The 19,118-nt window shown below is 60.5% G+C and carries 17 protein-coding genes; 10 read left to right on the top strand and 7 right to left on the bottom strand.

Annotation, left to right across the window (positions count from 1 at the left end):
- From ACNKH3_RS00755 to ACNKH3_RS00775, 5 genes are all read left to right on the top strand, one after another.
- On the top strand, positions 1–220 hold a 220-nt coding region (locus ACNKH3_RS00755; protein ID WP_417916842.1), incomplete at its 5' end, for a hypothetical protein.
- Between the two features lie 322 nt (positions 221–542).
- Positions 543–1,523, top strand: coding sequence for a hypothetical protein (locus ACNKH3_RS00760; protein ID WP_417916843.1), 981 nt, complete (start codon positions 543–545; stop codon positions 1,521–1,523).
- A gap of 91 nt (positions 1,524–1,614) precedes the next feature.
- Entirely contained in the window at positions 1,615–1,821 is a 207-nt protein-coding gene (locus ACNKH3_RS00765; RefSeq protein ID WP_417916844.1) for an AbrB/MazE/SpoVT family DNA-binding domain-containing protein, read from the top strand.
- Positions 1,818–2,189 (top strand): type II toxin-antitoxin system VapC family toxin, encoded by a 372-nt coding sequence (locus ACNKH3_RS00770; protein ID WP_417916845.1) that lies wholly within the window; start codon positions 1,818–1,820, stop codon positions 2,187–2,189. Before ACNKH3_RS00765 ends, ACNKH3_RS00770 begins: the two co-directional genes overlap by 4 nt.
- Before the next feature lie 67 nt (positions 2,190–2,256).
- On the top strand, positions 2,257–6,417 hold the full coding sequence (locus ACNKH3_RS00775; RefSeq protein WP_420207882.1) for a translocation/assembly module TamB domain-containing protein: 4,161 nt from the start codon (positions 2,257–2,259) through the stop codon (positions 6,415–6,417).
- 5 nt (positions 6,418–6,422) lie between these two features.
- On the opposite strand, the gene ACNKH3_RS00780 is transcribed toward ACNKH3_RS00775, so the two are convergent.
- Positions 6,423–7,427: a TIGR00266 family protein gene (locus ACNKH3_RS00780; RefSeq protein WP_417916285.1), complete on the bottom strand. Its 1,005-nt coding sequence runs from the start codon at positions 7,425–7,427 to the stop codon at positions 6,423–6,425.
- A 237-nt stretch (positions 7,428–7,664) separates the two neighbouring features.
- Here ACNKH3_RS00780 and ACNKH3_RS00785 point away from each other — a divergent pair, with 237 nt between their 5' ends.
- The gene (locus tag ACNKH3_RS00785; RefSeq protein WP_420207883.1) at positions 7,665–8,375 is read left to right on the top strand and encodes a phospholipase D family protein; all 711 of its coding nucleotides are present in this window, start codon (positions 7,665–7,667) and stop codon (positions 8,373–8,375) included.
- Between the two features lie 36 nt (positions 8,376–8,411).
- On the opposite strand, the gene ACNKH3_RS00790 is transcribed toward ACNKH3_RS00785, so the two are convergent.
- The 5 genes from ACNKH3_RS00790 to murB form a co-directional block, all read right to left on the bottom strand.
- A complete protein-coding gene (locus tag ACNKH3_RS00790; protein ID WP_420207884.1) occupies positions 8,412–10,157 on the bottom strand; it encodes a radical SAM protein in 1,746 nt (581 codons plus the stop codon).
- A gap of 21 nt (positions 10,158–10,178) precedes the next feature.
- Positions 10,179–11,357, bottom strand: a complete 1,179-nt coding sequence (ftsZ, locus tag ACNKH3_RS00795) for a cell division protein FtsZ (RefSeq protein WP_420207885.1) — start codon at positions 11,355–11,357, stop codon at positions 10,179–10,181.
- Between the two features lie 78 nt (positions 11,358–11,435).
- Entirely contained in the window at positions 11,436–12,716 is a 1,281-nt protein-coding gene (gene ftsA / locus ACNKH3_RS00800; protein WP_417916687.1) for a cell division protein FtsA, read from the bottom strand.
- A gap of 12 nt (positions 12,717–12,728) precedes the next feature.
- Positions 12,729–13,661, bottom strand: coding sequence for a cell division protein FtsQ/DivIB (locus ACNKH3_RS00805; RefSeq protein ID WP_420207886.1), 933 nt, complete (start codon positions 13,659–13,661; stop codon positions 12,729–12,731).
- Positions 13,652–14,593: a UDP-N-acetylmuramate dehydrogenase gene (murB, locus tag ACNKH3_RS00810; RefSeq protein WP_420207887.1), complete on the bottom strand. Its 942-nt coding sequence runs from the start codon at positions 14,591–14,593 to the stop codon at positions 13,652–13,654. The genes ACNKH3_RS00805 and murB overlap by 10 nt, the downstream gene beginning before the upstream one ends.
- Positions 14,594–14,628: 35 nt before the next feature.
- Between murB and ACNKH3_RS00815 the strand changes: the two genes are divergently transcribed.
- Positions 14,629–14,853 carry a hypothetical protein gene (locus ACNKH3_RS00815; RefSeq protein ID WP_420207888.1) on the top strand — a complete coding sequence of 75 codons (225 nt, stop codon included), beginning with the start codon at positions 14,629–14,631 and terminating at the stop codon, positions 14,851–14,853.
- 163 nt (positions 14,854–15,016) lie between these two features.
- On the opposite strand, the gene murC is transcribed toward ACNKH3_RS00815, so the two are convergent.
- Positions 15,017–16,414: a UDP-N-acetylmuramate--L-alanine ligase gene (gene murC / locus ACNKH3_RS00820; protein WP_420207889.1), complete on the bottom strand. Its 1,398-nt coding sequence runs from the start codon at positions 16,412–16,414 to the stop codon at positions 15,017–15,019.
- A 289-nt stretch (positions 16,415–16,703) separates the two neighbouring features.
- Between murC and ACNKH3_RS00825 the strand changes: the two genes are divergently transcribed.
- From ACNKH3_RS00825 to ACNKH3_RS00835, 3 genes are read left to right on the top strand one after another with little or no spacing between them, the layout of a single operon-like run.
- Positions 16,704–18,329, top strand: a complete 1,626-nt coding sequence (locus tag ACNKH3_RS00825; RefSeq protein ID WP_420207890.1) for an ABC transporter ATP-binding protein — start codon at positions 16,704–16,706, stop codon at positions 18,327–18,329.
- Positions 18,330–18,338: 9 nt separating this feature from the next.
- Complete coding sequence (locus ACNKH3_RS00830) at positions 18,339–18,650, top strand: hypothetical protein (protein WP_420207891.1); 312 nt, start codon at positions 18,339–18,341, stop codon at positions 18,648–18,650.
- Between the two features lie 27 nt (positions 18,651–18,677).
- Positions 18,678–19,028, top strand: coding sequence for a hypothetical protein (locus tag ACNKH3_RS00835; protein ID WP_420207892.1), 351 nt, complete (start codon positions 18,678–18,680; stop codon positions 19,026–19,028).
- The last annotated feature ends 90 nt before the right edge of the window (positions 19,029–19,118 follow it).

The following is a 19,118-nucleotide window of genomic DNA, read 5'->3' on the forward strand; positions in this document are numbered from 1 at the left end:
CAGGAAGCAGGGCAACTATGCCGCCGCCCTGAGTCATCTTGAGCAAAGCCTGCGCATCAGCCATGAGATCGGCCACAGGAACCAGAGAGTGGCGACGCTGTACACCATGCTCTATCTTCATGGGGTGCAGGGCGATCATCCAGCTTTCCTGCGCTGCCGCGAGCTGATCAGCCAAGAGAAAGGCGGCAATGAAGCCAGTTACTTAGGGTGTCAATGCTGATGGGCATTAGCAGCAGTCCGTGCCGAGCTGCAAGCCAAGCAGTCACCCTGCTGCCTCGCTAAGTCGCAGCATGCTCGCTCCGGCAGTCCCAGCCTGTTGGGCCGCAGTGCCCCAGCAGGCTGCCTCATAATGTCCCAGCTTGCTGGGCTATAGTGTCCCAACAGGCTGGCCCACTCGGTCCTAACCTGCTGGGACCAAAACCGCCGCAGCATGCTGGGACAGTCCGCACGGCAGGCTTGATAAAAACTGCGGAGCTTCTTATACTGCTGTTTACAGTAATTGCATGTCCGCATTTCGCGCTTACCCTTCACGGAGAACAGCCATGGCCATTCAATACAAAATAGTGGGCAATCCGCTGACCACGCCCCATTCCCACAGCATCCGTTTTGTTGCCCGCAACTCAGCCAGCCGCGAGGACATTGCCGCCGACATCGCCCTGCGGCATCCCAACTTCAGCAAAAGCGACATCCTGAGTTTGCTCAACACCGAGGACGAGGTCATCGCTCTGCGGCTGCTCAACGGCGAGCAAGTGACGAAGGAGGGCAGCTGCACCTGGTTCCCTTCCTTCAGCGGCAGACTGGCGAACCCGGACGACCCAATCCCGCCGCTGGATGAATGCCTCCAGATCAACATCAGCGTCTCGCAGCCCTTTGTCGAGCGCATCCGCCAGAACGCGCAGACCGAACGCATCGCCGCGACCGAGAAGCTGCCGGTCATCACTTCGGCTGAAGATCAGGTGCTTGGCCTGAAGGATGTGCTGCGGGCGGACGGAATGCTCCGCATCACGGGCAGCGATCTCTTCTTCGACCGCAAGGACGGCATCGGCCAATGCCTGATTGAGGGCACACACAATGGCCGCGCCGTGCAGACCCGCCTCGGCACAATTACCAACGCAGAAATCACCATGATGCCCGATGTGCCCAGTCAGGCGCAGCCGTGGCAGAACGAGTACCGGCTTTCCGTCACCACCCGCTACACCGAGAACGGCACACCCCGCACCGGCATCTACAAGCAGATGCTGCGCACCCCGCTGGCAGTGCGCATCGGTGATAATGCAGGCATACTCAGCAGCGACAGTGCCGCGCCTTTGGTAACGGTCAGCGGCGGCACCTTGACCGAAGACGAAACGCGGCTGCGCATTCAGGTGCTCTACAACGCGCCGGACGACGAGCTGCGCTTCCGCCTTATAGACATGGAAGACGGCGGCAAGGCAGGCAACGAGGTGCGGGCCGCCGCTAACGGCGTGTACACCCTGCCCGGCTGGACAGGCTGCGGCGTGACCAGCTTGTGCTGGCACTGGTGAGAAACCCGTATGGCAACAGGCTGGTGGATATATTAGATGTGAGCGTCGGGACGTAGGGCGATTTCACCTTCAGCGTACAGGAGAGAGACTAATGGACACGGCAACCATCTCTAAGAACTATCAGGTACTCATCCCGCAGCGGATCAGGAAAGCAATGCGGCTGGCACCAGGTCAGAAGATGCAGATACTCCTCTATGGCAACCGGATTGAGCTGATCCCTGAGCACGACATCCGCACGATGCGCGGCTTCCTCAAGGGCATCAATACAGACTTCAAGCGGGATGAGGACAGGCTGTGAACATCCTTGACTCGTCAGGCTGGCTTGAATACTTTGCTGACGGCCCTAATGCAGAGCAGTTTGCACCGCCGCTGGCTCACCTTGAGCAGCTTGTTGTGCCCACCGTCTGCCTGTACGAGGTCTTCAAAGTAGTGCTGCGTGAGTCGGGCGAGGACAAGGCTCTTCAGGCTGCTGCGCTGATGCGACAGGGAAAGGTTGCAGACATCACCTGCGAGATCGCACTGACAGCAGCCAAGATCAGCCACGAGCAGCGGCTGCCGATGGCGGACAGCATCATCCTCGCAACTGCCCAGGTCTATGAAGCGGTCATTTGGACACAGGATGCCCATTTCAAGGGCAAGCCGCTGGTGAAGTACTTCGCTAAATAGCGGCTCTATTCCCCATGCTAGGCGGTTGGCAGCTGTGCTGTCCTCTCTGCTTATGATGACCTAACCAATGCAAGAGCCGAGTCCCCTGCCCCGCCGTTCCACCTTCCGTGCCGCTCTGCGCTGCATCGCCCTCTGCGGCCTTGCCTGCTTCCTTCTCATCTCAGCCAGCCTCGTCTTCCTCGTCGGCACAGAGCGCGGCTTGCAGCTCATCGTCCGCGCTGCCGGGCGGCTCGCCGGGTCGTATTTTTCTGTCGAGCAGGTGCAAGGCCGTCTCATTGACCAATGGCGGCTGGGCGATATCCGCATTCAGGTCAAGGACGAGGTTGACATCACGGTCAAGGACTTCACGTTCAGCTGGCAGCCGCAGGCCCTGTTGCGGGAGCGCACACTGCATGTCAGCAAGGCCGCCGCAACGGGTCTGGTTGTCCGCATTCTCAATTCCCCAAAGAAGGAGAAGAAGGCGCGCAAGCGGATCGTGCTGCCGGAACTCCGCCTGCCGCTCGGCCTGCGCATAGACGAGCTGCGCGTTGCCGGGAGCAAGATTGTGGCCGATGACGGTGAGGACGCGCTGGTCATCCATGAGGCTGTCGCTAAGGCAGCGGCGCAGGGGGATCACGCTGAAGTGCTGCGGCTGCACGCGGACACCTCGCAGTTTGGCGCGGACTTGAGCGGCAAGGTGCAGTTCACCGGCGCGTGGCCGGTGCAGGCGGGCGGCAGCTGGAGCGTTCCAGATCATGGCATCAACGAGCTGCGCGGCACCGTTGCGGCGGCAGGTGATTTCAGCAAGGTGGCGGTGCAGGCGGCCATGAGCAGCCCGGCCAAGGTGACGCTGCAAGGCGAGGCCACCGACATCTTCAACGAGCTGCATTGGCAGGCGGCTGCGGAGACCGGCCACTTCCAGCTCCGCGATATCAAGGTGGATGTGCCGGTGGACGGCACGCTGCGGATTGTCTCAGCTGCCGGGACGGTCAAGAGCTACGGCGGCACCATAGCGGCGGAGATTCACCACGAGGGCTACCCGCCCGTGCAGGCCGAGGCCAAGGTGACAGCGGCGGACTACACCGGCCTGAAGATTGACTACCTCACCGTGAAGCATGCGGCTTCCGAGCTGACTCTGCGCGGCGGTATGCGCTGGAAAGGCGGCTTCTCTTGGCAGGCCGAGCTGGCGGCCAAGGACATAGACCCCGCCCTTGCCGCCGCCGACTGGCCGGGCAAGATCAGCGGCCAAGTGCGCAGCAGCGGCCTACTGGCTGCTGGCAAGCAGTCGCTGGAGCTTCAATTAGACGGCATTCAGGGCGAGCTGCGCGGCCAGCCCTTCGCGCTGGGCGGCAGCGTGACGTTTGCGGACAAGACGCTGACTGTCAAGGACTTGGCCTTGGACTCCGCTCTTGCCAAGGCCCGGATCAGCGGCACGGCGGACGCGGCAAAGCAGATCAACCTGAGCGTGCAGGCTGAGGCGGCGGATTTGGCCGCTTTCACCCCGGAGGCGGGCGGCTCGCTCAAGCTCGAAGGCAGTGCTGTCGGCCCGGCTGAGAAGGCGAACATCACCCTCAGTCTCAGCGGCTCGCAGCTCAAGTTCCGCGACCATGCCCTCGCCAGTCTTGAGGTCACGGCAGATGCCGCGCTGACGGACGGCGGCATGACTGTGCATGATGTCCATGCTGTTGCTGACGGCAAATCCGCTGTGCAGCTGCGCGGCAGCCTCGGCTGGAAGGACGGCCTGAGCTGGCAGGCGGACGTGAAGGCGGCGGAGCTTGACCCCGGCCTGATTGCCCCGGACTGGCACGGCGCGATCAACGCTGAGTTGCGCAGCCAAGGCAGCAAGACCGCTGACAGCCTCGCTGCTGCGGTGCAGATTGACAAGCTGGATGGCACGCTGCGCGGCTTTCCCCTGCAAGGCAGCGGCACGGCGGCATTTGACGGCAGCTCCTTGGCTGTGGATGGGCTGCGCCTGCAATCCGGCTCGACCTTTGTCCAAGCCAGCGGCACAGCGGACATGGCCAAGGCGCTGGCCCTCAGCTTCAAGGCCGGTTCGGACGATCTCGCCAGCCTTGCCCCGCAGGCGGGCGGCAGCTTCCGGCTTGAAGGCGCGGTCAGCGGCACGGCGCAGCAGCCCGCTGTCAGCCTGACCGCCAGCGGCTCCAAGCTGCGCTTTCAAGACCACAGCCTGAAGGAGCTGAAGGCGGCGGTCAAGGCGGACTTGGCGGCAGACGGCCAGGTGGACGCGGAGATCAAGGCGGACGGCATTCAGCTCGGCAAAGAAAGCGTCACCCAGGCCAGCCTGCGGGCCAAGGGCAGCGCGGCGCAGCACCGGCTGGACTTTGCGGCGGCTGGCAGTCCGGGCGAGCTGCGGCTGGCTGCTGAGGGCGGCTGGAAGGAGCAGCACTGGCAAGGGCAGCTTGCCTTGCTGGAGCTGCGCAATCCGCAGTTCGGCACGTGGAAGACGGAGCAGGCGGCTGACGTGCTGCTGTCCGCCGAACGCTGCGCCCTCTCCGGCTTTGCCTTGACCCAAGATCAGGTGCGGGCGGCGGTGAACGGCGAATGGACAAAGGCAGGCGGCTGGCAGGCGCAGGCGCAGCTTGACCGCCTTGCCCTTGCGCTGCTGGAGAAGTGGCGGATACCTGTTCCGGAGAATTTTCCGGAGATGAAGGGCGTGCTGGCCGTGAGCGCGGCGGCGCAGGGCCAAGGGGCCTTGCCGCAGCAGGCCGAGCTGACGGTCTCCCTGCCGGAGCTGGCCCTGACAGCCGAGGATTACGAGGGCGAGGAAGGCAAGACTGCCACGTGGCGGTGGTCGGACAACCGGATCGAGGCCCGGCTGAAGGACGGCGGCCTCCGCCTCAACGCGAAGACCACGTTTCAGGACGGCAGCACCGCCTCCCTCAAGGCCGCCCTGAGCAACTGCGGCGATTTCCGCAAGCCGGAGCAGATGCCGCTTTCCGGCAAGGCGGCGGTCAACATCATGGACATCGCCCCGCTGACCCAGCTCACCGGTTACGCAGTGCAGACGCAGGGCGGCTTCGGCGGCACAGTTGACCTGCACGGCACCGCCCTTCATCCGAGAATGAACGGGGTGCTGGCACTCAAGCAGGGACTGAGCGGCGCGGGCAAGATTCATGTTCCAGCAGCCGGGATTGATCTGCGCGAGCTGCGGCTGGCAGTGGCCGGCGACGGCAGTCACAACCAGTTTGATCTCACGGCCCGTTCTGGCCCAGGCCTGCTGCGGGCAAAGGGCACGGTCAGCCGCAATCTCACGCTGCAAAAGCCGCAGATCGAGGCGGGGTTCAGCATCACCGGCGAAAACTTCCAGGCCGCCGCGCTGCCGGAATACAACGTGCTCATCAGCCCCGATCTCAAGCTGCGGCACAGCGGCAAAGGGACGGTTCTCAGCGGCAGGATTGCCGTGCCCAAAGCGAAGATCGCCCCAAAGGGCTTCAGCGGCGCGGTTTCCTCATCCAAAGATGTGGCGGTGGTGGACGGCGAGGACGGCCCGGCGGCCAACAGCCTGCCTTTTTCCGCATCCGTCGCTTTGGACATGGGCAAGAAAGTGGAAGTGGACGCGTTCGGCTTCAAAGGCTTTCTTGACGGCGGCCTGAAGATCAGCGCCAAGCCGGAGCAGACCGTCACCGCCCTTGGCGCGATCTATCTTCGCGACGCTTCCGTGGATTTCGAGGGAGTCGCCCTCCAGCTCAATGAGGGGCGCATCTTCTATCAGGGCGGCCCGATTGACCAGCCCGGCTTGGACATCCGCGCCTCCAAGACCGTGAACAAGGTCGAGGCGGGCATCCATCTCACCGGCGGCGTGGATGACATGAACATCAAGCTCTTTTCCGACACGCCGATGGAGGATTCGGAAATCCTCTCCTGGCTGCTCTCCGGCCAGAACAGCATGTCCAGCAGCCGGGACGGCAACGCCGCGCTCTCCCCTGCCGCCGCCGCCTTGAGCAAGGTGGGCGGCGGCGCGCTGCTCAAATCGGTCAATCCGCTGGCCGCCCTTGACATGGAGGATTTCCTTGATGTGAGCATCGGCGGCGGCAAGGAGGCCTCCGATGTTTCCTTGGTCATGGGCAAGGAAATCTACAAAGACCTCTACCTCAGCTACGGCAAGGATCTCACCGGCGAGGGCGGCTCGTTCAAGGCCCGCTATGATCTTCTTTACGGCTTTTCCATTGAAACGGAGACCACATCCAAAACCACCGGGGCGGATTTGATCTGGTCGCTGGAAAAGTAGCCGGGCTATTTCTCAAAGAGATTCGCCAGCCCGCCCAGCACTGAGCCTTCGCCGACTCCGCCGCCGCCGGTCTGCGGCGCGGCGGCCCAAATTCGTCCGGCCAGGCGCGAGAAAGGCAGGGACTGGAGCCAGACATGGCCCGGCCCGCGCAGGGTGGCGAAGAAAAAGCCCTCGCCGCTGAAGACCGCTGATTTGACATTGCCGACAAACTCAATGTCATACTGCACGGTCTGGGTCAGGGCGACAAGGCAGCCGGTGTCCACCCGCAGGCTCTGCCCGGCGGCCAGCTCGCGCTCGACAATGGTGCCGCCAGCATGGACAAAGCAGAGGCCGTCGCCGTCCAGCCGCTGCATGATGAAGCCCTCGCCGCCAAAGAGGGCCACGCCGATTTTCTTCTGGAAGGCGATGCCCACGGAAACGCCCTTGGCCGCGCAGAGGAAGGCATCTTTCTGGCATATGATCCGGTTGCCATATTTGCTCAGGTCCAGCGGAATAATTTTGCCGGGATAGGGCGCGGCAAAAGCGGCCCGGCCCTTGCCGGAGCCGGTGTGGGTGAAGACGGTCATAAACAGGCTTTCGCCGGTGAGCAGCCGCTTGCCCGCGCCGAGCATCTTGTCAAAAAAACCGCCGGACTGCGAGGCCGTCGAGCCGTCGCCGAAGACAGTGTCCATGCGGATGCCGTCGGTCATGTGCATCATGCTGCCTGCCTCGGCGATCACGCTTTCCTGCGGATCCAGCTCGATTTCAACAAACTGCATTTCATGGCCGAAGATTTCATAATCAATCTCGTGTGCATGGCGGCCTGTCACCGGCGGCGGCGCCTGCGCTGCCGCAGCAGAACCGGGATCAGCCAGTTCCGGCACATTTTCAACCGCCTGCCAGTCGCTGAAGCCCTCGCGCCAGACCAGCGTGGCGCGGCTGAACTGCCCGGAGCGCAGCCCGGCCAGCAGCTGCTGCTGGGAAAAAGGGCCTGTGGTTTGGCCGTTGACGGCCACGTGCCAGTTGTACATGATCGCACCTCCTGCAATTGGGTAAATCATGCCGCGCATGAAGGGAACACCCCGTTTTTTCTCGAACACTGCGCGGCTTTCCGATAAATCAGCATGGCTTCACTATACAGCATCCCCCCGGTTGGAATGCAAGTTTTTTCCCAGCAGGACAGCAGTCCGGCTTAAAATCATTGATTTTATCTGTCAAGCAGGGTACCCTCTACCGTTCAAGGGAAAAAACAATATCCGAATTTCATCATGGCCCAATTCCTCAATACGATGGAACTTAACTTGCTGCTGGAACGGCTGATCAAGGAAGCAAAAGAGCAGCTTGTTCTCATCAGCCCGTATCTCAAGCTGAACGACCGGATGAGGGAGCTGCTTCAGGACAAGCGCGGCCAGCTCGCTGAGATCAGAATCGTGTACGGCAAGCAGGAGCTGCATGACAGCGAACGTCAATGGCTGGTCGGGCAGCAGCATATCAAGATCAGTTTCTGCAAGAATCTTCATGCCAAATTCTATTTAAGCGAGCTGTACTGCATCGTCACCAGCATGAATTTGTACGATTTCAGCCAAGTGAACAATAATGAGGCAGGCATTGGCGTTCATAGGACACAAGACAAGCTGGTCTATGTCGATGCCTGCAAAGAAGCGCAGCGGCTGGTTCGCATCAGCGAAGATATGAAAATTACGCCAAGCAATATTCCGCAGCAAAAAAATGGAACTCCTTCTGCATCAGCACAAGGTTTTGATTATGCGAAGCTGACCACAACAAGGCTCGCTGCTTATGTCGGGAAAAGCACACATGATATGTTTCGCCTGTTGATCAAGCATGGATGTTTGCAAATAGTTGACGGAAAGGAAGAGCTGACAGAAAAAGGGCGAACAAAACTGGGCGGTGAGAAAAGGATGGGACGAGATGGAACTTATTATTTCCTTTGGGATAAATCTAAAGTGAAAAAACAATAGATTTTTTTAGCTGGCAACTATTGAGTTACCCAATGGCTAAAAACTGTCCAACCGGTTAGCAGCTTTCTCGCACACGCCGCAGCGGCGGCAGCGCGAGGTTTCGCAGGGCGGGGTGGCTTCAGCCTTCAGCGCTTTTTCCAGCTCCCGGCGCAGGTAATTTTTGCTGATGCCCTGATCAAGCACGTCCCAGCAGAACAGCTCGTCCGCCGCTCTGGGCCGGACAGCATACTGCCACGCGGACAGGCCGTGCGCCTTCATCGCCTGTTTGAACGACAATTTTCCTGTGCCGATGTCCAAAAGCGCAGGGGCAATGCGGCGGTCGGCGCGGGCGAACACCGCCTGCGGCAGAACGCTTTCCGGGCGGTCGGCCTTGAACTGGAGATTGTCCAGCCCAGCCACACCGTTTTTCAAATACTTGATCGCGCTGTTCAAACGCAGCAGAGCCGCCTTATCGCTCCCCTCGTCCGCGCCGCCAAAGGAAAGATATTGGAAGGGAGTCCACGGCTTGGGCACAAAACTGTTGACGGAAAGAACAAGCTCGCAGAGCCGCCCTTTTTTTCGGCCAATCGGCAGCATCGTCTCCCGCACTTTCCGCACTAATTGAATGAATTCGTCGAGATCACCTTTGCTTTCCGTGGGCAGGCCGACCATGACATAAAGCTTGAGGGTGAAGATGCCCGCCTCGGTCAGCGCGGCGGCGGCGGCGAGAATGTCTTCTGCGGCCAAGCCCTTGTTGATCACCTGCCGCAGACGCTGCGAGCAGCCGTCCGGGGCGATGGCCGCTGATTTGAGCTTGGAGCTGGAGAGCAGCTCAAGCAGGCGGGGCGAAATTCGGTCGGCTCGGAGCGAGGAAAAAGAGAGGGCGCAGCCAGTTTCGCTGAGAAAAGCGGCAATGCGGTCGAGCGTGGCCGGGTCGGCCATTTCCATGCCCAGCAGTCCGGCGCGGTCAACGCCTGCGGGCCGCTGCGCCAGTCCGGCCAGCACCGCCTCCGCGTCCCAGAGCCGAGGCGGGCGGTAGATGAAGCCTGCGGCGCAGAAACGGCAGCCCCGGCTGCAACCGCGCCCCAGCTCGGTCATGTGCATGTTCAGCTCGGCTTCCGGCGACAGCAGCTCGGAATGCGCGGCCTGATCTGCGGTCGTCACGGCGGCCCGGCGCACACGCTGCGGCAGGCCCGGCGCGGCGGATATTTCCCGCACCCTGCCCTCGTCGTCATAACGGAAGCTGTAGCCGCCCGGCACGTAACAGCCGGGAATCGTCGCGCCGATCTCGTGCAGCAAATCGCGCCGGTCTCTGCTGACTGCGGCAAGCAGTTTCAGCAGCAGCTGCGGCAGCACGGCCTCTGCCTCGCCGATCACCATCAGATCGGCAAAAGCGGCCAGCGGCTCCGGGTTCATAAAGACCGCGACACCGCCGAAGATCACCAGCGGGCTGCCGGGCGCAGGCGGGCCGCTGCGGGCAGTCGCGTAGGGCGGAATACCCCCTGCGGCCAGCATCGCGGCCAAACGGGGATAATCCTGCTCAAAGCTGATCGAGCCGAAAACAAAGGGGAAATCAGACAGAGTCCGGTCGGATTCTAACGAGCGGAACGGTTCTTGATCTTGCGGATAAACAAAACGCTCGCAGACGATTTCGTCCGCGCTGTTCAGCAGGCGGTAAACGATCTGGCAGCCGAGATTTGAGACGGCCAGCGGGTAGATGTTGGGATAAAGCAGGGCCGCAGGCTGGCGGCCCGTCCATCGTTTGCGGACTGTGCCGGTCTCGGTTGCAAGGAGAGGATGCAAGGGAGCGGCGGCAGGCAGAACTCAGCTCGCTTTCTTGCGGATGTAGGCTGGCTCGTCCCACTCGGCCAGATCGTTCTGATCGTCGAAGACCGGGGCAGGCATAGGCCGCATTCCCTTCGGGGCCGGATTGGGCCGGGCAAAGCTGACCGCCCGCCGCTCCAAGGCCGGCTCCGGCTCCTGCAACAGCGGATCCGCCTTGCGTCCGGCGCGGCCCATCGCGTCCAGCTCAGAGATGGTGTCGCCTTCCTCGCGCCGGGCGATGCCGGTGGCGATCACCGTCACCCGCAGCTCGTCGCCCATGTTCTCGTCGAACAGGGCACCGATGATGATGTTCGCGTCCTCGTGCGCCTTGTCCTGAATCAGGGCCGAGGCCTCCATGAATTCGTTCATAGTCATCGAGCTGGTGGCCGAAATGTTGATCAGGATGCCCAGCGCGCCGTCAATGCCCACGTCTTCGAGGAGCTGGTTGTCAATGGCCCGTTTGGCCGCCTCGGCGGCGCGGTTCTCGCCGGAAGCTGCGCCGGAACCCATGATCGCCGGGCCGACTTCCTTCATGACCGTCTTCAGGTCGGCGAAGTCAACGTTGATGTGGCCGGGCAGATTGATCAAGTCGGTGATGCCTTTGACCGCTTGCAGGAGGACATCGTCGACCATCTTCATCATCTCCACCATGGTGGAGTTCTTCTGCATCAGACCGAGCAGGCGGTCGTTGGGCACCGTGATGATGGTGTCTGAATTTTTCTTCAGCTCCTCCCAGCCCGCCTCAGCGTTTTTCATCCGCTTTTTGGCTTCAAAGTAGAAGGGCTTGGTGACCACGGCCACGGTCAGCGCGCCCTGCTCCTTGCTCAGTCTGGCGATCACCGGCGCGGCGCCGGTGCCGGTGCCGCCGCCCAGCCCGGCGGTGACAAAGACCATGTCCGCGTCGGCGATGGCACTGCTCAGATCATCCAGACTTTCTTCGGCCGCCTTCCGTCCGACTTCAGGAGACGCGCCCGCGCCCATGCCCTTGGTCACGTTCGGGCCGAGCTGGATGCGGATGTCCGCCCGCGACTTCTCCAGTGCCTGCATGTCAGTGTTGGCGGCGATGAACTGCACTCCGGCCAGCCGGTGCTCGACCATCGTGTTGATGGCGTTGCCGCCGCCGCCGCCGACTCCGATCACCTTGATCGTCGCCACAGGTTTTTCTTCTCTATAGGACATGCTTCCCTCTCAAACATTTCGCGCCTGCTGCATTGTCAGTCCAGCCCATTGTACCGCCGCCCCGACCGCCGCTCAATGCTAAATAATATTTTTGAGAAAATTTTTCAAGCGCGTGATCACATTGCCGCTCTCGGCGGGCTGAACGCTGCGGGCCGTGCTGCCGTAGAGCACCAGCCCGACCGCCGTGGTGCAGCGGGGCGATTCAATGTCCTCCACCCGGCCGCCCACGCCCTGCGGGCAGCTCACCCGCACCGGCATGTCGAAAATCTGCTCGGCCAGCTCGACGATGTTGGCTAAAAGGGCGGTGCCGCCGGTGATGACCATGCCCGCGTTGATCCGATTCCTATACCCGGAGCCGCAGATTTTCTTGTTCACCACCTGAAGAATTTCCTCAATCCGGGCTTCAAGGATTTCCACCAGCACCTTCTGCGAGACCTTGCGGGCCTTGCGGTCGCCGACGGTCGGCACTTCGATGATGTGATTTTCCTTGATCAAGGAGGACAGCGCGCTGCCGTAGCGGTACTTGAGCTGCTCGGCCTCTTGCAGCGGAGTGCGCAGGCCGACGGAAAGGTCGTTGGTCAGGTTGTTGCCGCCAAGCGCCAGCTCCCAAGTGTATTTGATCGTGCCGTTGCAGAAAACAGCCAGATCGGTGGTGCCGCCGCCGATGTCTAAAAGGGCCACGCCCAGCTCCATCTCGTCCGGGGTCAGCACCGCCTTGGACGAGGCCACTGACTCCAGCACCACCTCGGCCACGTTCAGTCCGGCCCGGTTGCAGCTGGTGATCAGATTGTGCAGCGAAGTCACGTCGGCAGTGACAATGTGAACATTGGTGGCCAAACGCACCCCGGTCATGCCGAGCGGATTCTGAATGCCGGTGTGGTCATCCACCATGTATTCCTGCGGGAGCACATGGATGATCTGCTGGTTGTCGGAAACCTTGACCGTCTGCGCGGCCTGAATCACCGCGTCAATCTCGCGCTGGCGGATCTGCTGATTGTTGATGGCGATGATGCCGGGCGAATTGAAGCCTTTGACGTGAGTGCCCGCGATGCCGACATACACCGTCTCGATATCGCAGCCCGCCATGTCCGAAGCGCTGTCCATGGCCTGACGGATCGCCCGCACTGTGGACTCGATGTTGACCACCACGCCTTTCTTCATGCCCGACGAGGCCGCAGTGCCCACGCCGATGATGTCCACGCTGCCGTCAGGAAAAACCTCGCCGATCACGGCGCAGATTTTGGTCGTGCCGATGTCCAGCCCGGCGACCAGCTCGCCGGAACCGGTCTCCCGCAGCGGCCTGATCTCCCCGACATCTTCGGCTGCCGCTGTTTCTTCTTTTATATCCAGATCTTCCATGACACGCTCCGCTTATGGCTCCAGCTTGACCACAAGAATGCGGCCAGACTGGTAATCCATGCGAATTTCTCTGACATTTTTAATTTTATCTTTATGATACAGCAAGTTCAGCAGTTTGACGAGCTGATAATATCTGGACTTGATTCTACCATATCCCAGATGAATAGGAAAGGGCCGTTCCGTCAGATATGCAATAATTTCCCCGTTCCGGCTCAGATGCAGCTCAGATAGGGCCTGCAAAGGCAGGCCGGGATCGCCCTGCGCGGCCAGCTGAAAAAACTGAAGCGCCGCTGCGGCAGGGCCGTCGGCAAGACTGGCTCCCGGCGGCAGGTCAAGACCTGTCAGCACAGGAAAATCAACATCTTGGCCCGGCTCAACCGGAGCGAAGACCGTGCCGTTCTGATCCACATAATGCAGTCCTTTTTCCAGATTGATCAGCACCAATGGCCGCCGCTCTTGCACCAGCACATGCAGAGTGTCCGGCCAGAAACGCCGGATGCTGACCGTGTCGATCCACGGATGGCGGCGGACGCGCTCTTCCGCCTCAGGCAGGCTGATCTCGAACAGCGGCCCGCCTGGACGAAGATCGGCCAGAGCCAGAAGCTCTTCCTCGCGCACAATCCGGCAGCCCTGCACATTGATCTGCCGCAGCTGGAAAGTTCCAGAACGCTCCACGGCCTGCCAGCCGCGCAAGAGCGTCAGTCCCAGCAGCACAGTCAGCAGCAGCGCCAGCACCGCCGTTTTGGACAGGCGCAGGAGCTGCTGTCCTGCTGAAGAGCTGCTGCCAAGACTGCTCCCGTTTTTTCCGTAAGGGCCGTTCCTGACTGGCGGCGCGTTCCAGCTTTGCCCGGTCACAGCGGTGCGGAAGCGGCGGAACGCGCTGGAATGACTTGGCCGGACCCGCCGGTAGCGGCTGCTTGGGCCGCGCGGCCTGCTCACTGGCATGACTCATCCCGGATGATTTTCACTTCTGGCTCCAGCCGGATGCCGAAGCGGGCGAAAACTTCAGCCTGCACCTGTTCTGCCAGCGCGAGGATGTCCGCCGCTGTTGCGTCGCCGGTGTTGACGAGGAAATTGCCATGCACCGGTGAGATCATCGCCGCGCCGCAGCTCGCGCCTTTCAGCCCGGCAGCCTCAATCAGCCTGCCTGCGAAATCGCCGGGCGGATTTTTGAAAAACGAGCCTGCCGAAGCCGCGCCCGCAGGCTGCTTGCCTTTTCTGCGCTCCAGATATGCGGCGCAGCGGCTGCGGATCTGTTCCGGCTCATCAGCAGTCAGGCGGAACCATGCCGCCGTGAGAATGCTGCTGCCGAGTTCGCCGTCCGCCAGAGCCAGATTGCGGTAGCTCAAACGTAATGCGTCCACTGAAATCTGCCGGATACGGCCATCTTTGTCAACAAGTTCAATCGCAAAAAGCAGTGCGCCGGTTTCTTGGCCCCAAGCCCCGGCGTTCATCCGCACTGCCCCGCCGACAGAGCCGGGTATGCCGGCCAAAAATTCCAAGCCAGCCAAACCTTGCCCGCCGCACCAAGAAACCAGCTTGCCCAAAGCGCAGCCTGCTCCGGCCTTGACAAGGGCAAAATCCGGGCCGCGCTCCTGCACGGCAAGGGCGTTGCATTCGCCTTTAAGGCGGATGATTGCGCCAGAATACCCGCTGTCGGTCACGAGAAGATTGGAGCCACGCCCGATGACGAGGAATTTAATTTCCTCGTCAGTCAGCAAGGCGAGCAGGCGGCGCAGCTCCTCGATTGATTGCACATCAATCAAAGCCGCTGCCGTGCCGCCCGCCCGCAGGGTGCAGCATTCGCTCATTGGCGCGTCGAAGCGCAGTTCCGTCAAACCTGCTGCTGTCAGCAGTCTGCGCTGGTGCTCGTTCATAAGATCTCCTGCATAAATCAACAAGCCAAGGAAGAATGCTGCTCGTTTGTCAAGGAGTTTGGCTCGGCAAGAAAGGAGTTCAGCTTGGCCAAACTGCTTTCTTAGTCGGCAGCAAAGAAGTTTGGCCGACTCAAACTCCTTTTCAGGTCGGCAGAGCTTCTTTGCTGCTTAGCCAAACTCCTTTGTTACTCGGCCAGACTCCTTTTCTGCCGAATACAACTCCTTTGCAAGTCGATAGAACTCCTCTTTTGCCAAGCTGAACTCCTTTTCTATCGAGTATAACTCCTTTCCAAGTCGTCAGGACTCCTCTTTGACCAAGCCGAACTCCTTTGCCAGCGAGCAGGAAAGGAGCATCAACTCAGGGTGATGGAAAAAATACCGCAACAGAAGAAGCCGCTTCACTCTCTGCTGCAACCTGATTATTTAGAGCTTTGTGAGGTCTTTCCGCTCCAGCAGCTCCAAAAGCTGCTCGCCGATTTGAACGATGCTGCCCGCGCCCAAAGTCAGCACCAGATCGCCCGGCTCGATAAAATCGCAGAGATCTGCGGGAAGCGTGGCTAAATTGCTGTGATGATGCGCCTGCCGCTGGCCGTGCTGTTTCATCGCTTCCAGCAGAGACGCGCTGCTCACGCCCTCGATGGGCTGTTCGCTGGCCGCGTAAATGTCAGTCAGAATCAGCACGTCGGCCCGGTAAAAGGCGGTGGCGAACTCGTTGAACAAGCCCTTGGTGCGGGTGTAGCGGTGCGGCTGGAAAACCACCACCAAGCGGCGGTCAGGCCAGCCGTCGCGGATTGCGTCGAGCGTGGCGCGGATTTCGGTCGGATGATGGCCGTAGTCGTCCACAACGAGAATGCCCTGCTTCTCGCCCTTGATTTGCAGCCGCCGCTGCACGCCCTCGAATTTCTCCAAGGCATGGGCGATGACCGGAAATTCAATCTCCAGCTCCAAGGCCACAGCAATGGCGGCCAAGGTGTTGAGAATCACATGCCGACCTGGTGAATTGCGCCGCACACGGCCCAGCTCCTTGCCCCGGAAATAGACGGAGAACTCGCTGCTCAGACCTTTGCGTTCAATCTTGGCGGCATGCAGATCGGCCTGCTCAGTTAGGCCATAGGTGATTTTACGCCGCTGAATCTGCGGCAAAAGGCTGGTAACGTTCGCGTCATCCAAGCAGAGCACCGCCGCGCCGTAAAAGGGAATGCGGCTGATGAATTCGAGGAAGGTCTCTTTGATGTGATCGAGATCGCGGTAATAATCCACGTGCTCCAGATCAATGTTGGTCACGACCTCAATCACCGGCGAGAGCTTGAGGAAGGAGCCGTCGCTCTCGTCCGCCTCGGCGACGAGGAATTCGCCCTCGCCGAGATGGGCGTTGCTGCCGCCGAAGCAGTCCACCTTGCCGCCCACAGCCACAGTCGGATCAAGACCCGCCTCATGCAGCACCGCCGCAATCAGCGAGGAGGTGGACGTTTTGCCGTGGCTGCCCGCGACCGCGATGCCGTATTTTTTCAGGCGCATCAGCTCGGCCAGCATCTCGGCCCGCTGGATCACCGGAATCTGCTGCTCGCGGGCGGCTAAAACTTCAGGGTTGTCCGTCGCCACAGCAGAGGAGACCACGACCACGTCCGCGCCCTCGACCCAGCCTGCCTGATGGCCTTGATGGATGATGCCGCCGACAAGCTGAAGGCGGCGGGTGATGTCCGAGCCGCGCAAGTCCGAGCCGCTGACTTTATAGCCAAGATAGAGCAGCAGCTCGGCGATGCCGGACATGCCAATGCCGCCAATGCCGACGAAATGAATGTGCTTGTTTTTTTTGTACATGAAATCGTTCTGTCGAAAGGGCTGACGCAGCGGCCTGCCTTTGCAAATTTTTTCGTTAACGCCATGCGGGCGGCTGAAATTTCCGCCGCAAAATTCCGGCCTGTTTTCCTATACCTCAGCAGGCCGCCGCCCGCAACAGAATAACGCGCGCCGCCCGGACGGCGCATGGCTGTCTGTGTCATTCTTTTGATGCGAAAACGGCAGAATGCTTTGTCCTCGTTCGGTTTCAAAACGCCGCTGTTCTTTTCCTGCTTGCCCTTCCCCGCAGCCATGCGGTACATTTCCCACCATGGAACCATTGCTCGCGATTGACAATCTCACACTTTCTTTCCGCGCGGACGCAGAGGCGGGCGGCGGCGAGGTGCTGCACGGCATAAGCCTCAGCATTGCGCCGGGCAGCACCCACGCCCTTGTCGGCGAGTCAGGCTCCGGCAAATCGGTGGCCGCGCTGTCGGTACTCCGCCTGCTGGAGGACGTAAGCGAGGTGCGCATGGGCGGGCGCATCCTCTTCAAGGGACGGGATCTGCTCCGTCTGAGCGGCAGAGAGATCCGGGCAGTGCGCGGCAATGAGATCGCCATGGTCTTCCAGGAGCCGATGACCTCGCTCAATCCGGTGCTGACCATTGGGCGGCAGCTCATGGAGCCGCTGCTGCTGCACCGGCGGATGAGCAAGGAGGAGGCGCGCGCGGAGGCGGTCAGCCTGCTTGCCCGCACCGGCATTCAGGAGCCGGAGAGCAAGATCAGCGCCTGTCCGCACCAGCTCTCCGGCGGGCAGCGGCAGCGGGTGATGATCGCCATGGCCCTGGCCTGCCGCCCTGCCCTGCTCATCGCCGACGAGCCGACCACCGCCTTGGACGTGACCATCCAGGCCCAGATCATTGACCTGATCAAGGACGTGCAGCGCGAGTTCAACATGGCCGTGCTGCTCATCACCCACGACCTGCCCCTTGTGCGCAAGGCGGCGGAGACGGTCTCCATCATGCGCAAAGGCCGCATCGTTGAGCAGGGCGGCGCCGAGGCGGTCTTCGCCGCGCCGAAGGAGGATTACACCCGCAAACTGCTGGCCTCCATTCCGCAGGAACGCAAGGCGCCTGCTGCGGCAGGCGGCGCGCCCTTGGTCACCATCGAGCGGCTGACCTGCTCCTTCACCGTGAAAGAGCGGCGCCAAGGGCTGTTCCGGCGGCAGGTCAGCCAGTTCAAGGCCGTGGACGACATCAGCCTGACCATCCGCCGGGGCACAACGCTGGGCATCATCGGCGAGTCAGGATCCGGCAAGAGCACCCTCGCCCTCTGTCTGCTCGGCCTGACTCCTTTTCAAGGCGCAATCCGCCTCCGCCGCGACGACGGCCAAGACATTCTCCTCTCCAGCCTGAGCAGCCGCCAGTTCCGCCCGCTGCGCCGCCACATGCAGATTGTTTTTCAAGATCCCTTCTCATCACTTTCGCCGCGCCTGACTGTGGAACAGATCATCGGGGAGGGCTTGCAGGTGCATGAGCCGCAGCTGCGCAGGAAGGAACGTCAGGAGCTGGTGGCGCAGGCTCTGCGCGAGGTGGAGCTTGAGCCGGACATGGCCGGGCGCTTCCCGCACGAGTTCTCCGGCGGCCAGCGGCAGCGCATCGCTATCGCCAGAGCCTTGATCCTCAAGCCGGAGCTGCTCATCCTCGACGAGCCGACCTCCGCGCTTGATGTGACCATTCAGGCCCAGATCATCGCCCTGCTGCGCGAAGTGCGGCGGCGGCATGGTCTCACCTGCATCTTCATCACCCATGACCTGCGCGTGCTGCGCTCCTTGGCCGACGAGCTGGCCGTGATGAGCCAAGGCAGAATCGTTGAATCCGGCCCGGCGGCCCGCATCTTCTCCACGCCTGAGCATGACTACACGAAGCAGCTCCTGCGGGCCGCGTTTTATGGGTGAGATTGGCATATGACAGCGTTAGAGATAGTTCTTGCAGTTTACCGGATATTCATTGCAAAAAATGGCAGTAATGGCATTCCAGTTTCTCTTACGGAAAAATTGAGCATTGGAACTGTGCAAGATGACCCTTTCGACAAATGGGTCGAACAGGAGTTAAAAACCTGCCTGCCAGAATATTTTGAAATTTTTCACTCTGGCGCATTGACCACACCGGATTTAATTATTCGTGACAGGAAATCTGGCGTAATAATCGGATTGGAAATCAAAAAATTGATTCAGAAGGCCAGCGGCAGCGATTCAAGAGGGATGACTATTGATTAAAACAGCTGTTTTCCATGCGGGTCAGCTATGGTCAAGATTAGGGATGAAACGATAGTAATTCCATACTTTTATTTTTTCGCCCTTCTTGACAGTGCGAGCAAAAACATAGTCACCCTTATTGTTATGGACGGAGATTTTCTAAATTATGATTTCGCTTTGCATAAAGAATCAAAATATTCAAACTATACAGAATACAATCATGGGCCATACGCTGAAGGTTCTGTCCGGCATAGAAAAATGTACACCTACCCTAATCCGCTGAATGCGAAAATAACTGCATTTCACTTGCGTCAAATTTTAGTTGGTAAAAAATCTGATTTTGAAAAAATTAGGAGTTACGCAGTTGGTAAAAATCAGTTAACCTATCAGGATGAATAAATCCAAAGTAAGTGAGTACGATTATATTAATTTTTTAATCGGCACTCAGCGAGTTTATAGCAGCGCCGAAGCGGAGCGGGTCAGTCCTGA

This window comes from Candidatus Electronema sp. JC (assembly GCF_048287365.2).
Lineage (GTDB): Bacteria > Desulfobacterota > Desulfobulbia > Desulfobulbales > Desulfobulbaceae > Electronema.

Bases quoted from the DNA above. Each gene is read 5' to 3' on its own strand.
- ACNKH3_RS00760 (WP_417916843.1), top strand. From the start codon at position 543: ATGGCCATTCAATACAAAATAGTGGGCAATCCGCTGACCACGCCCCAT.
- ACNKH3_RS00765 (WP_417916844.1), top strand. From the start codon at position 1,615: ATGGACACGGCAACCATCTCTAAGAACTATCAGGTACTCATCCCGCAG.
- ACNKH3_RS00775 (WP_420207882.1), top strand. From the start codon at position 2,257: ATGCAAGAGCCGAGTCCCCTGCCCCGCCGTTCCACCTTCCGTGCCGCT.
- ACNKH3_RS00780 (WP_417916285.1), bottom strand. From the start codon at position 7,427: ATGTACAACTGGCACGTGGCCGTCAACGGCCAAACCACAGGCCCTTTT.
- ACNKH3_RS00785 (WP_420207883.1), top strand. From the start codon at position 7,665: ATGGCCCAATTCCTCAATACGATGGAACTTAACTTGCTGCTGGAACGG.
- ftsZ (WP_420207885.1), bottom strand. From the start codon at position 11,357: ATGTCCTATAGAGAAGAAAAACCTGTGGCGACGATCAAGGTGATCGGA.
- ftsA (WP_417916687.1), bottom strand. From the start codon at position 12,716: ATGGAAGATCTGGATATAAAAGAAGAAACAGCGGCAGCCGAAGATGTC.
- ACNKH3_RS00805 (WP_420207886.1), bottom strand. From the start codon at position 13,661: ATGCCAGTGAGCAGGCCGCGCGGCCCAAGCAGCCGCTACCGGCGGGTC.
- murB (WP_420207887.1), bottom strand. From the start codon at position 14,593: ATGAACGAGCACCAGCGCAGACTGCTGACAGCAGCAGGTTTGACGGAA.
- ACNKH3_RS00815 (WP_420207888.1), top strand. From the start codon at position 14,629: ATGCTGCTCGTTTGTCAAGGAGTTTGGCTCGGCAAGAAAGGAGTTCAG.
- murC (WP_420207889.1), bottom strand. From the start codon at position 16,414: ATGTACAAAAAAAACAAGCACATTCATTTCGTCGGCATTGGCGGCATT.
- ACNKH3_RS00825 (WP_420207890.1), top strand. From the start codon at position 16,704: ATGGAACCATTGCTCGCGATTGACAATCTCACACTTTCTTTCCGCGCG.
- ACNKH3_RS00830 (WP_420207891.1), top strand. From the start codon at position 18,339: ATGACAGCGTTAGAGATAGTTCTTGCAGTTTACCGGATATTCATTGCA.
- ACNKH3_RS00835 (WP_420207892.1), top strand. From the start codon at position 18,678: ATGGTCAAGATTAGGGATGAAACGATAGTAATTCCATACTTTTATTTT.